The sequence below is a fragment of the Metamycoplasma alkalescens genome, from assembly GCF_900476125.1.
Taxonomy (GTDB): Bacteria; Bacillota_I; Bacilli_A; order Mycoplasmatales; family Metamycoplasmataceae; genus Metamycoplasma; species Metamycoplasma alkalescens.
Map to the genome: position 1 here is coordinate 459,897 of NZ_LS991949.1, position 13,142 is coordinate 473,038.

General features: G+C 25.8%; 9 protein-coding genes and 1 tRNA gene. 2 read left to right on the top strand and 8 right to left on the bottom strand.

What is annotated here, in order from left to right; translation table 4 throughout:
* Positions 1 to 228: 228 nt before the first annotated feature.
* The gene (locus tag D2845_RS02030; protein ID WP_110858294.1) at positions 229 to 1,221 is read right to left on the bottom strand and encodes an IS30 family transposase; all 993 of its coding nucleotides are present in this window, start codon (positions 1,219 to 1,221) and stop codon (positions 229 to 231) included.
* A gap of 96 nt (positions 1,222 to 1,317) precedes the next feature.
* Positions 1,318 to 1,393, bottom strand: a tRNA-Lys gene (locus D2845_RS02035).
* 183 nt (positions 1,394 to 1,576) lie between these two features.
* On the opposite strand from D2845_RS02035, the gene D2845_RS06480 reads away from it, so the two are divergent.
* Positions 1,577 to 3,190 carry an ABC-F family ATP-binding cassette domain-containing protein gene (locus tag D2845_RS06480; protein WP_110858273.1) on the top strand — a complete coding sequence of 538 codons (1,614 nt, stop codon included), beginning with the start codon at positions 1,577 to 1,579 and terminating at the stop codon, positions 3,188 to 3,190.
* A 156-nt stretch (positions 3,191 to 3,346) separates the two neighbouring features.
* On the opposite strand, the gene D2845_RS06485 is transcribed toward D2845_RS06480, so the two are convergent.
* The 3 genes from D2845_RS06485 to D2845_RS02050 all read right to left on the bottom strand — a co-directional run bounded on the left by D2845_RS06485 (position 3,347) and on the right by D2845_RS02050 (position 7,153).
* Entirely contained in the window at positions 3,347 to 3,514 is a 168-nt protein-coding gene (locus D2845_RS06485; RefSeq protein WP_170107387.1) for a hypothetical protein, read from the bottom strand.
* Positions 3,515 to 3,943: 429 nt separating this feature from the next.
* Complete coding sequence (locus D2845_RS02045; RefSeq protein WP_110858274.1) at positions 3,944 to 5,674, bottom strand: M28 family metallopeptidase; 1,731 nt, start codon at positions 5,672 to 5,674, stop codon at positions 3,944 to 3,946.
* Positions 5,675 to 5,893: 219 nt separating this feature from the next.
* Positions 5,894 to 7,153 carry a hemolysin family protein gene (locus tag D2845_RS02050; RefSeq protein ID WP_002882049.1) on the bottom strand — a complete coding sequence of 420 codons (1,260 nt, stop codon included), beginning with the start codon at positions 7,151 to 7,153 and terminating at the stop codon, positions 5,894 to 5,896.
* Between the two features lie 95 nt (positions 7,154 to 7,248).
* Between D2845_RS02050 and def the strand changes: the two genes are divergently transcribed.
* Positions 7,249 to 7,806, top strand: a complete 558-nt coding sequence (gene def, locus D2845_RS02055) for a peptide deformylase (RefSeq protein WP_002882048.1) — start codon at positions 7,249 to 7,251, stop codon at positions 7,804 to 7,806.
* A gap of 17 nt (positions 7,807 to 7,823) precedes the next feature.
* Here def and D2845_RS06490 read toward each other — a convergent pair whose 3' ends face one another.
* Genes D2845_RS06490 through D2845_RS06495 form a run of 3 tightly spaced genes read right to left on the bottom strand, consistent with a single transcriptional unit; the run spans position 7,824 to position 13,023 of the window.
* A complete protein-coding gene (locus D2845_RS06490) occupies positions 7,824 to 8,960 on the bottom strand; it encodes a hypothetical protein (RefSeq protein WP_110858275.1) in 1,137 nt (378 codons plus the stop codon).
* A gap of 17 nt (positions 8,961 to 8,977) precedes the next feature.
* On the bottom strand, positions 8,978 to 12,661 hold the full coding sequence (locus D2845_RS02065) for a DEAD/DEAH box helicase (RefSeq protein ID WP_110858276.1): 3,684 nt from the start codon (positions 12,659 to 12,661) through the stop codon (positions 8,978 to 8,980).
* Complete coding sequence (locus D2845_RS06495; protein ID WP_110858277.1) at positions 12,661 to 13,023, bottom strand: PTS sugar transporter subunit IIB; 363 nt, start codon at positions 13,021 to 13,023, stop codon at positions 12,661 to 12,663. The genes D2845_RS02065 and D2845_RS06495 overlap by 1 nt, the downstream gene beginning before the upstream one ends.
* Positions 13,024 to 13,142: the final 119 nt, after the last annotated feature.

Below are 13,142 nucleotides of genomic sequence, written 5' to 3' on the forward strand. Positions count from 1 at the left end.
AAGAATTGCGCCAGCACCTTTTACCAAGGGGCAATTTTTGACACTACTAATTATTAATACGTCAAGTATTATAATTCCCAAAATGAAAAGTCAAGTGCAACAGTAATTGCTTGGCTTTTTTTATTATAGACTTTTTGATTGATTAATTAAAAAAAATTAAAAATGGATAACAAAAAACACTCCTATAGATAGGATTTTTGTGATTTCACATAATTATGTTATAAGTTTTTAATACAAATTATTAAAGTAGATTTCTTCGGATGATTTTCAACCAAAAATTTCTCGAGGCATATTATTTACTTTTAATACAATGGCTTGCAATTCTTCATTAGTAATGGCATTAAAGTCAAAACTTTTCTTAAATTGACGTCTAATTAGTCCATTTCAATTTTCATTACTTCCTCGTTGGAATGATGAATACGGTTCAGCGCGATATATTTTTATGTTTAACCATTTAGCAAGAATTCCAATTTTTTCAAATTCAATCCCATTGTCAATAGTTATTGTTTTAACGTATAGATTATTATTTTTTATAAGGTTTTTTAATGTCGCATTGATTGTCATTGGGTTTTTGCTTTTAACCTTAATTGCTACCCCAAATCGACTTTTTCTCTCAGTTAATGTTAAGATATTGTCATATCCTGTTGCTCTCTTTCCTATAATTAGATCAGCTTCCCAATGACCAAATTCTTCTCTTAAATCAATTGTTTTGTCTCTTGTTCATATCGGGAAAACATACTCTACACCTTGCAATAATCTTTCATATACCGAACTAGTTCGCTTTCCGCCTTTTTTATATGACGTTCTTAGTCGATCTCTTTTTTTTATTTCTCACTTATTGGTTTTTATTCAATTAAATACAGTTCTAAGAGATGGACATTTTATATTTTTGTTTGATATTATGTAGTGATGTGTTGCTTTTATACCATAATATCTTTTATCATATTTTCTTTTAAAAATCTTTGTAAATTCATCATATACATTGTTTATAGTGAATTTGAAAAAGTGTTTATGATTACGTCTTGCTATGTATTTGTATTGTGAGTATTTATGTGAATAAATTCCATTATAATTAGTATTCCTTTTTATTTCTCTACTAATTGTTGATTTACTTCTGTTTAATACTCTTGCAATATGACTTATTGTGCCACCTTGTTCAAAAAGAGTTTCGATTATTACCCTTTCATCATAGGAAAGATGCTTATATTTTGTATAATTCATATGGGTTCTCCGGTTACGAAGGTGAACCTTTCTTTTTTTCAAATTAATAATTAAAAATCAAGGAAAAAAACAAGCTTTAAACTTGTTTTTTTTATTTGGTACATCCTGTGGGGCTCGAACCAACGACCCAGGGATTAAGAGTCCCTTGCTCTACCAACTGAGCTAAGGATGCTTATTATTATTAACTATAAAAATTATATTAATTTTAAAGATATTTTAATATTTTTAATGACTTTTATATGTTAATATTTAATAAACTTATTAAATTATATACTAAAAATAATAATTGAATAATCTATTGTCTTATATAAGTTTTTAATTGATTAAAATAACATAATAAAAAAGGTGGAGCTTTATGTTAGATGTTTGTGGGATTAGTAAAATTTTTCCTGATAAGAAGCTTTTTTCGAATATAAATATTAAATTCTTACCAGGCAATGTTTATGGCATCATTGGTGCAAATGGAGTTGGTAAATCAACATTTTTAAAAATTTTAAGTGGTGAAGTTGAAGCTACAGAAGGTCAAATTATAAAAAATAAAAATGCAAGAATGAGTGTTTTATCTCAAAATCAAGATGAATTTAATAATTTCAATGTTACTGATGTTGTTATTATGGGAAATAAAGAGTTGTATCAAATAAATCTTGAAAAAAATAAGATTTATGAAGATCCTAATGCAACAATGGAAGACTATGAAAGAGCTAGTCATCTTGAAGAGAAATTTGGAGAAATGGGTGGGTGAAATGCTGAAAATGATGCCCAAACCTTGCTTTCAAACTTAGGGATTGAAGCTAGCAAATGAAACATTAAAATGGAAGAATTAAAGGCTAATGAAAAAGTTAAAGTTTTATTAGCTAAAGCATTATTTGGCAATCCTGATATTTTGGTAATGGATGAACCGACAAACCGTCTTGATTTAAAAACAATCAAATGACTTGAAAACTTTTTAATGGATTATCCCAATATTGTGATTGTTGTTAGTCATGATAGTGATTTTTTGGATGCAATTTGTACTCATATCATTGATATTGATTACTCTGAAGCTAAATTATTTGTTGGAAATTATTCATTTTGAAAACAATCGAGCCAACTATTAATTGAAATGCAACAAAAAACGAATTTAAGAAAAGAAGAACAAGCACAAAAACTTAAGGAATTTATTGCCCGTTTTTCAGCAAATGCCTCAAAATCAAAACAGGCAACAAGTCGGAAAAAATTGCTTGAAAAAATTGTGATTGATGAAATTAAACCTTCTTCAAGAAAATACCCATTTATTAAATTTGAATTAAACCGTTTGCCAGGAAAACAAATTTTAAATGTCAAAAATTTAACATATGTCAATGAAAGTGGCGATACTTTATTTGAAAATGTTTCATTTAGTTTAAAAAATAATGAAAAAATGGTTGTAATTGGCAATGATGATATTGCTAAAACAAGATTGCTTGAAATTTTAATTGGAAAACGTCAACCAACATCAGGTGAAGTTGAATGAGGAATTACTATTACTCCAAATTATTTTCCATCAAATAATCAAGAATATTTCAATGAATCAGAAAGCATTATTGATTGAATTAGTAAATGACCACTAAGTAATTCAACACAAGAAACAAAAGATAATAGCGATGCAAGAATGCGGGCTTTTTTAGGAAGAATGTTGTTTTCTAATGATAGCGTTTTTAAAAATGTGCAAGTAACAAGCGGGGGCGAAAAAGTTCGATTAATGATGTCAAAATTAATGCTTGAAGAAAGTAACTTTTTAATTTTTGACCAACCCCTAGATCATTTAGATTCTGAATCAATTGATAGTTTAATTGAAGGAATCAAATCATACAAAAGTTCATGTATCTTTACAACTTATAACCGTGCAATGATCAAAGAATGTGCCAATGTCATTCTTGAAATCAAGGAAAAAGAAAGTTTCTTATTCTATGGTAACCTTGATGAATATGAAAAAGCAATGGGATACTAAAAAATTTTAAATAAAAAGGAGAATTGTAATTAGCTCCTTTTTTTATTTAAATTTACAAATATAATAATCTATTAAAGCATTAATCAGAATGACAATTATTCCATCTTCACGACGATAAGTTGCATTGCCAAAACCAACAGTTGATTTGTATGCTTGCTATTCTTCCAACCCCTCTATGTAGAACTCTTTTTTTCTTGGTGTTGAGGAACCTGTTAAAATAAATAATCCATTTTCTCCTCTTCGATCAACTTGTGATCTTATTTCATCTCGCAATGTAGTAACTTCTTGTCATTCATCAATTGCACTTGGATTATCTCCACCCAAAACAAATGTCGGATTAAATCTAGCTAAATCTCAATTAATAAAATTATTTCTAGGATCTCTATCAAAAAATACACTTTTAGAATTATTTAATGAAGTTCATGTTTCCCTACACCACCTTGGTCCTTCAACACAAACGGTGCCAACAAGTTTAAGGTATTTTTGAATTACTTTATCAATAATTCTTGATTTGTAGTCTTTAATATTAATAAATTTTTCATCCTTAAATTCTTTCCTAAACTAAATTTCAAAAAATCCTTAAATTTATATTATTTAATATAAAAATTAAACAATATTTGGCAAACTTTTTTTACAATATTTAATAAGATTATCAAAAAAATATAATTAATAAAATCAAAAAGAATAATAATTTAAACTTAAATTAAAACTCTGAGACTTAAATTTCTCAGAGTTTTAAAATATTAATTTTAATTATTCGAAATATACTAATTTGGTTTTACCATCTTTATCAGTTTTTAATTGTCAATTGGCTAATAAATAAGATATTACTGTTTCATAAGTTGTATCTAGTTGTTGATAGAATTTTTTTCCAACATGCTTATTAAATCATTGTGGTGTGTCTAAATCACTATGTCAAATATTTCCAGGAATTGCAAAATCACTTAGTTTATATTTATTTTCATCAAACTTATATGTTTTGATTATTCCGTCTTTATGAACTGTTTCAATCAATTCTGTTGGTTCATATTTAATTTCAGTTTTTCCATCTTTATTTGTTGTCTGAATTCTTCTTAATCATGCATTAGGATTATTTGTCATTGAATATCCATCATATTCTCCAGCAGGAGAATATACTGAGAAATTAGTTGCCTCAATGTTAGCTACAGGAATTTTTGCTTTCTTATAAAATGGTGCATGATCAGAAAAGTCTCCAGTTTCTCCTACTTTATATCCATTAGGTTCAAACATTGGATGAAGTTCTAATTGTTGACTTGGATCCTTTAATTTAATACTTCTTTGTTGTGAAATTGCATAAATTTGATCACGTAAATGTTGTGAAACATTTGCTCCAGGACTATTTTTAACATTTTCTTCTCTTGAATCTGGACCATGAACATATAAAATGTCTCCACCTGCAACCGTATCTAAATTAATCATACCTAATGAATTTTCTTGCATTGCAGTTTTCTTACTATTTCTTTCAGATAAGAATTGTTGTACAAATGCTTCTGAACCAAATTTTCCTAGTTCTTCTGCATCAACAAACATAATATGCAATCTTACGCCTAAATTTTGACGGTTTTTTTCATCAGAAAAATATTTCAATAATCTTAAATTAACAGAAACAGATGTTGCATTATCAGCTGCTCCTCATGAAGTACCATTTGGACCAACATTATTCATTGAGTCATAATGTGATACAATGAAGAAATCCTTAGGATTTTCTTTATTTTCACCTGTTGGATTAATTGTAACAATAACATTATTCCCAACATTATTAAATTCTTCTAAATTTTTATTTTCAAATGGACCTCTTGGTCTTCTTGTGAATAAAAATCCATGTGTAACAAACCCATCTTCATTTAATTTTTGTTCAAGTTGCTTATGCTCTTCTGTGGTATTTTTAAAAATAGTTACCGGAATTGTAGTAGTATCATTAATCTTGACAAATTCAGTATTTTCCATATCAGAAATTTCTGCTTTACCAATTTTAATTTTTTGTCCATTTTTAAAAGAAATTTCTTGTTCAGTAATTTTGTTTTGAGTTGGATAAACAATTTCTTCGGGATTGTTGTTTTTATATCCCATTTTTTTTATTTCATCAAGCAAAATTTGGTAAGCACGATAATTTCCTAAATTGTCTTTTTCAGTTTCAAGAAAAGGGTTATTTGCATCATATGGATGTAATAATTTATCTTCAAAAATTTTGTTTGTTAGTTTTTGATTATCTGCTAATTTAAAGCCTTTAAAAATTCCTGATTCACTTTTATCAAGAATGCTTGGATCAAAATTGAAAACATTACCAGCAATTCTTCCTCTTGTTGACATAATAAAATTATTAAATACTTTATATGCCTCCATACCTCGATAATGTCTTGCTTGATCACCTTTTACTAAAGCAAAACCAACTCCTAGACCAAGACCTAAGGGAACTAATAATGCTCCGGTGGTTATTAAACCAATTTTTGTACTAGTTTTCACTAAGTTTTCCTACCTTTTTTAATATATTTATATTTAATTTTTTTATTATATACAATAAATTATATCTGCTTTAGTTGCATAAATTCCAATTAAAGATACTAAACAGAAGCATCGCTTTAAATCTTTTTTAGAATAATTAAAAAAATAGCATTTGTTGATTTTTTTAAAATAATTATGCTATTTTTAAAAATTTTAATTTTGTTTATATAAGAAAATTTTTTAATTACTTCAATCAATTTCAATGTAATCAAATGGTTTTTCTTTTGATTTTTTTTCTAATACTTTAAAAGTGATTTTATCATCCAGTGTATACTTTGAATTTTTTCTTAATGAGCGCCCAATTTTTTGCTCTAATCATAAAGAAAGTTTTTGATTTTTTTCTTTATCATCTAATTTGTAATCTAAAAAGTCACTTAATTCTAATTGTTTTCATAATGTTTTCATTAAAACTGTGCCTTTAGCTTCACATCTTTCTAAACTAATTTCATAAATTTGCTCATCAGTATCAAATTCATCATAAATTTCACCAACAACCTCTTCTAAAATATCTTCAATTGTAATAATTCCAATTGCTCTATCATTATTATTACTTTCTGTAACAAAGGCCATTTGTGTTCTTGATTTCCGCATCTTCTCAAGTGCTACTGACAAAATTGAATTTGTTGAAACTCTTGGAACTCTTTTAACATAGTTCATAATATTTCCTCGTTGTAAAAAGAAAATATCTTTTAATAATAAAACACCAATTAATTCGCCATCTTTTTCAACAGGAATTCTTGAATAATTTGTTTTTTTAAACATTGCAAGTGCATCATGCATTGAAGTTTTTCAATTAATGAAATCAACATTTTTTAATTTCACATAATGTTGTGAGACTTTTGTTGAGTCTAAATTTAAAACATTTTGTGCCATGATTGATTCATTAATTTCTAAAACACCTTCATCTTGGGCAATATTAATTAAATTTTTAACTTCTTCTTCGGTATTTGTAATGTAGATTTTTTTACCAATTTTTGAAATTGGATATGTGAAGGGAATAAATATTCAATAAAGCATTTCAATAAACCAATAAAATGATTTAATTGTTTGTTCTGGTTTTGATTTAGCAATTAGTTTCGGAATAATTTCAGCAAACAACACAATGATTGGTGTCATGACAAGTGTTGAAATAATTGAAGCTAATCCTGCTCTTTCAGCCCCAAATGCTTGTGTTAATAAATAAACTAAAAGTGTTGATGAGCCAATGTTGACTAAATTATTAGCAATCAAAACTGTGCCAAGTGTTCGATTAAAAAATTTGTGCTGTTTTTCAATTAATTTTGCACCTTTGATTTTCTTTTCAATCATTGTTTCAATCTTTACTTTTGATAAAGATGTATAAGCTGTTTCCATTGATGAAAAAATTGCCGAACAAACAAGCAACAATACTAGGGAAATTATTAATAGTGCATATTGTCAGGAAGCGAGGTGTATATCCATCTAAGTTTTCTCCATAAAATATAAAATTATTTTTTCATAATAATATTAACAAAAAAAATTATTTTAATTCAAATAACTCATCTATAATGTATATTATGTTTAAATTTGAAGATGTAAAATTAGTACAATTACCTAAAAAAATTCTTCGTGAAAAATCAAAAGATATTCCAATTCCCTTAATTTCTGAAGATATTGAATTAATCGAAAAAATGATCTTTCATGTGAATGATAGTCAAACCCCCAACACAAAATTTCGCCCTGCTGTTGGTGTAGCTGCGATTCAATATGGAATTCCTAAAAATATTTTTTATATATTAATCACAAATGAAAAAAACGAAGTTATTTTTAGTGATGCTTTAATTAATCCGAAATTAATTGGTCACTCAGAACACAAAATTTCACTTTCTGAAGGAGAAGGATGTTTAAGTGTAAATGAAGAATGACCAAATCAAGAAGGATATGTCCCAAGATATTCTAGAGTAATTGTTGAAGCATATTCATATTTTGAAAAAAAATTCAAACGTTATGAAGTTAGTGGTTACACTGCAATTGTTTTTCAACATGAATATGATCATTTGCAAGGAAAATTATTTATTGATCATATTAATAAAAAAAATCCTTGAAATAAAAACAAGGATCTTGAAGTAATTTAAAACTCAATTTGAGTTTTTTATTTTGGAATTTTTCTAAATGAAAGTGGAGCATTAATTTCAATCTCTTGGTCATCAGTTTTAATTTCAATATAAATCCCATATTGAACTTTTTTTGATCCCAATTTTTCAGTATGTGTTGATAGGGTTAAAATTTTTGCATCAAATTTTAATCTTGAAGTTTGTTTTCAATTTTCTTCATCAAAATTAATTAATTCAATTTTTTTTGTAAAAACAATTGGTGCAAAAAAATTAAATGTATCAGTTGTAATATTTGAAGCAATTTTCATTTGACCTAAATTATTTGTTGATTGAAAAGGTTCAGAAAAATTTCATGATAAATCAAGATTTTGGTAAAACTCATTGGCAGTTTCAATTTTTTTATTATATTGATCAATATATTTTTTAAATTCTTCTTTATATGATTTGATTGTTGACACAGGAAAATTATCCTTTAGATCAATTTGCGTATAAAAATTGTAAGCAATTTTTTTCTTAATTTCTTCAATATAAACTTTCCCAAGTTGTGTTTGTTTTTCTTTGATTTGCGGATTTTCTGTTGAATATTTCTCTGTTTTTTTGCTTGTCTTGATTGGAAAATTTTTAATTACAAAATCAATTGGTGTATTGCCTTTTTCTTTCAAAACCAAATCAACATATAAAATATCTTTTGAAATTGTATCAATAACAAAATTTTCAAATTCCATTTCCCAGTTTTTTTGCTTATTTTTTAAATTAAATTTAGCATAAGCTTCATTATTAGTATCACCAAAAATTAAGCGGACATTCTCTTCGTTTTTATTATTAACAATTTCCTTAATCAAACCTTCGGGTGTGAAAGCAAGAGAGTTATTTTTATTAATTTCTATTTGAATATCAGGATGTTTTCCTTCCTTAATATCTGAAAATGAATACTTTTTTATCCGATCATATCAATATATTAAGGCTTTAGCTGGTTTGTTTAATGCAATCCCAATTGCAGCACCAATGATTGCTGTTAGTGCAGAAGAAGTAAAAGTTCAAAATAAAATTTTTTTAATCTTTTTATTTTTAACAACTTTTTTTGCATATTCCTTATGTTTTAATTGATCCTCAGCACTTATTTCATTTTCGATTGAATCAATTCAGTCAAATTCATTTTTTTTATTTTTTTTCACTAATTTATGCTCCGATACTAAGTTTGTTTATTTTGATTTTTGATATTTTTTTCTAAAAAATTTGAGGAATCTAGTTGATTATTAGATTGCTTTTTTTCTTTATTATTTGAATTTAAATTTTCTAATGAAGAAATATGGTCATATTCTTCATGATCTTCATCCTCAGGTTCTTGATATCTATTATTTTCTAATGAACGTTGATCAATTTCAAATTCAACAAAATCAGCTGTTTCATTATATTCAATATCATAAGATTTATCTTCATCATCTAAAGTATCAATGTCATCAAAATTACTTTCATTGTTTTCAAATGATGAAAGATGTTTTTCAAATGCATCAATTTCTTTAATTTCTTTTGCAACATCAATTTTTTCTTCAACATAAAAATCATCAATCTCATTTAAGGCTTTTTGTTTTTTATCATCTTCAATTTCATTCATATTTTCTTTACCTCCATCAAAATTATCAATTTCACTTTCATTATCGATTTTGATCTCATTGGTCTCATTCACAACATTTAAGGCATCTTTGTTTGAAGAATTATTTTCTTTATTTGCAAAAACTATTTGATTATTTTTTTGCTCAGACGCAATAAGTGTTTTTATATAATTAAAAATTTGCTTTTTCATAATTGGTCATTTGATTTCTGAAATTGTAATAATTGGATATTTTTTTGAGATTAAAAAATTAATATTATCTTTGAAAATTAAATAATCACGATAATTGTTCCCGTAAGAAAAATTATCTAAAATAAAACCTTGGACTAATTTGTTATTAATTTTATTAATTAAAACGATATCAATTGTTTTTGTTCCAATTGAATAATTCGATTGAAATTCAAAATCAGGATCAGTTAATAAACTTTTTAATTCAGTTAAAACATCAACTTTGAATTTTAAATCCTCTGGAATTGCAATAATTTTTGTTGCCAAGAAATCTTCAACTTTATCCAAATAATTTTTTTGTTTAGTTAAAGATAGATCAAGAAATTCAAGCCATTCTTTGAACATGATCATGTCGGCTGTTGAACGTTCATTAATTTCAATATCATATGAATAAATTGATTTAACCACAAAGATTTTTTCTTTTGCCCGAGATATGGCGACATTTAAAGCATTTTTTCCGCCTTTTCTTGCAACATATGTATTATACAAGGCAGTGTTTTTATCATAAACAACTGACATAATAACTAAATCTGCTTCATCACCTTGAATATTTTCAATATTTTTTAAAACAATTTTTTCAGTCATCAAGGCTTTTTCTAACAGTGGTTCATTACCAAAAATTTTATTCACCAAATACTCTTGCTGTTTAATATTAAAAACAAGAATAATAATTTTTTCATACTTATTTAAATTATTTTTTGCTAATTCAATGACTTTTTTTCCTTCAGCTTCATTCATACTATTATCTCATTGTCCATCAACTTGAAAAACTTCAATTGCTTTATCATTTGATAATGAGACTTCATAATCATCAATAACATCAAGTTTTGATTGATAAAAATGTTTTGAAGAAAAAGTCATCAAGGTTGCTTTTTTGGAACGATAATTTTTATCTAATAATATTGAATAAACTCCTCTTGCTTTGGCATAATCAAGCAATGATTCAATATTGCCAAAATCATCTTCTTCATCAAAATTATAGGTTGCTGAAAATCATCTTGTTGGTTGCATTTGTTGATTATCTCCAGCCAAAACTTTTCTTTTTCCTAAATACAATAAAGGAATCCCTTTTTCAATATACATTTGTGATGATTCATCCAAAATTACATAATCAAATTCTTGTTTATTCCACATTGATAAATCTAATTCTGGTGTTGTTACAATGACTGGAAATAATAGTTTAATCATTTCTTTATGTTTATGAAAAAACTTATATGGTTTTAAATGTCCTGTTCGAATTGCCATTGCAAAAGCATTGTATTGCGTTTTTTGTAGATCATCAAAATTTTTCATTCGTTCAAAAGTTTTTTCAAGCAACATTTTGACTAATTTTTTATCATCATTTAAATCTATTGTTTTGTTTATCAAAATCTTTTTGTATTCTTGTTCAAATTGAGTGATTTCTTCATAAGTTACATGATTAATATATCTTAGAGCTTGATTAATATCAATTGTTGACAGAGTTTGATTAATAACTAAAAGTTCAGCCATATTTTTAATTATTTTTGGAACAAGACTAAAAATTGTATGTTTTTTATTAAAGTTTAATTCATATAATTTTTTAATCACACTTTTTTTATCAAAAAAATCATCAGCAATTGCATAATTTAAACTTGGATCAAGTGATTTAAGAATCTCATAAATTTCTTTTGAAAAATTCCCATTCATAACTGTTGAATAGAAATTAATAATGTTATCTAAATTTTTTATTTGCTTAATCGAATTAACATTTTTAACATACTCTTCATCTTCATCACTAAAAATTGGAATGCCATTTTCTTTGGCATAACCATCATAAAATTCCAATAAATCAAGAAATTCTCTTAAAGGTTCATAAAATGTTTCACTTCTTAAATTTTTATCATTTAAAGTAAATAAGCAAAAAATTGAGATTTTTTTTAGTCGACTTCGTAAAACATCTAAAGCTGCTTTTTTTTGACTTACAACTAAAGCAGTGTATCCTCTTGAAATGACATTGACAATTAAATTTGTAATTGTTTGTGATTTCCCAGTTCCTGGAGGACCTCAAATAATTGTGTCTTGGTATAATGATGAAACAGTGGCAACATCTTGTGAAAAATTTGTTTCCTGAATTTTAAATAATTTAAATTTATCATCAAAAATTACTTTTCTAACTTTTTCACGATATAAATTCTTATTAAAATTTGGATTTAAAATTTCATCAAATTCATTTCTCTCAATAATTTTTTTCATTTGGTTTCATAAATAACCTGATGAAACATTATAAAAACCTAAAACAAGACCAGGATGAAGTTTAATTGAGGTGTTATTAATATGGTCAGCATCTAAGTTTTCAACACCACTTTTTAAACTTTCAGGCATTTTAAACATTGGTGCCCAGAATTTCTTTAAATACTCATAAATTTCTTCAATTGACAAATTGTTTAAATCAAATGAATCAATGTTTAAAGAAAATCCTTCTTGGTTTAAAAAAGTTACTAATTTACTATTTAATCTAACATCTGAATTTGAATGTAAATGAACTAAAGAGTTTTTAACTTCAATGACTATTTCTTTAAAAAAAAGTGGAGCATAGATTGTCTTTTTTTCAGTTTTAATTGAAATATATAAAAACCCAATATGCAACGGTCAAATATTTGTTTCAATATTCATGTTTTGCGCTTTATTAAGAATTTTTTTTCATTTGACAATTGATTTTTGAAATTCAGTTTCTTGCTTGGCAACAATGATATTTTTTGCTTTTTCAAAATTTGAACTAAGAAGTTTAAACACACTTTCATCAATGATCTTGTTATAGCTTTTAAAAATTGCAATAACTTCTGTTTTATTTTTTGCCTCATGAACTTTTTTAGCAATATCTTTATTTAAAACCTCAGTTAGAATGCAATCAAAATGAAAGTTTTTATAAATCTTGTCAAAAGTTTCTTCGCCAAAACTTTTTAAAACATCAAAATATTTTTCATTATCAATTGAACTAAACAATGATGAATCAAGCGTATCAATGTTTAATAAATTTGCCATCAATGTTTGATATTTTGGATTTGATGCATTCATTATAGCACTCCATTAATTTGCTCTTCTAAATGTTTTGCAACATTGCCAACAACAAGTGAAATACTCTTAGTTTGAAATGTCATTCCACTTATGCCATCCAATTCTTTTAGTTTTAAAATATTTACTAATTCTTTATTATGAAAATTTATTTTCAAAACTTTTTGTGTTGAAGAAACATTTGCAATATTTTTAGCGCCACCTAAATTAGCTAAAAAAATATCAAAATCAAAATTTAGTTTTGTATTCTTTGATAAGTAATTTTTAGTTTCAGTTTGTTTGTATTTTTTCTTTCAATATATCAAAATAAAGCCCAATGTTATGATTATTAAAAAAACATATAAAAACTTGTTTTTTGTATTCATTGATTCTTGCTCCTTTAATCAGATTCAAATTCATCTTTTATTACTTTTAAATTATATTTTAATTTAAATCTAAAAATCTAAATTAAGAAATGAAATATTTTATACAAAAATTAATTTAG